This window comes from Thalassospira sp. UBA1131, assembly GCF_002311515.1.
Lineage (GTDB): Bacteria > Pseudomonadota > Alphaproteobacteria > Rhodospirillales > Thalassospiraceae > Thalassospira.
Map to the genome: position 1 here is coordinate 39,103 of NZ_DCAO01000004.1, position 887 is coordinate 39,989.

Below are 887 nucleotides of genomic sequence, written 5' to 3' on the forward strand. Positions count from 1 at the left end.
TTTTCGATGTGTGCCATCTTTTGGGCAAAGAAGGTGGTTCTAATCACATACAGCCGTTCTCTTGATCAAGCGAGGTGGCCGGAACCATAGATGACTACTGTATCGGGACTTGCACATGCGGTTGACGGATGCGTGATTACGCGGGATTTTGCCCGCTATGACCGTGCCTATCACGACAAAGTACAAAGATATAACGATCATCTTGGTGCCATGGCCGGGGTTTTGCGCCGGTTCAGCGAATATAGCCGCACTATGCTTGCGTCCCAGCAGCTTTATATCTATGCCAAGTGGCTTGCACGTTACACGGCCTATTGGCCGCGGCTCGATGATCTTGTAACGCGCCTTGAAAGCAGCTTTGCCGAAACCGATCAAAGCTATGTTGCGCGCCAATCATCGATCGATGGATCGTGGGGGTGGCAATATACCGAGTTTCATCACAAGTTTGATGCGACCATTGTGCGGTTGCATGAACTGGCAACCGAAAAACGCGCACCGCGCCATCCGCTCCATTTTCTTGAGCCGGTATCAACCATACCGAAAATGCACGCCTATCTCGAAGATCTTCTGGTGTCTGATATTGCCGCAACGGGGCGCAACAAGCGTGATGAACTGGGATCGGTCCTGTGTTGTCTGGCGCAATTATGCTTCAAGCCGCGCCTGCGCAATTTTGCCCGCGAACATGTGCGCGGGATTGCGCTTGATGATGCCTATATCAAGGCCTTTACCGATTTCCTCGACGACATTCAAAACCCGGAAACCGGTTACTGGGGACCATGGTATTCATCAGATGGTAAAACCCATCGCTATGACGATCTGAGTTTTACGTTCCACATCGTGTCCTATCGCAAAGGGGACGTTCGCCATTGGCCAAGCCTGATCCGCACGAC

Annotated in this window: 1 pseudogene; it reads left to right on the forward strand. The window is 51.9% G+C overall.

Going from position 1 to position 887, the window contains the following annotated elements:
- Positions 1-90: 90 nt before the first annotated feature.
- Positions 91-887, forward strand: a pseudogene (locus B3Z49_RS00570) (hypothetical protein); the annotation flags it as partial.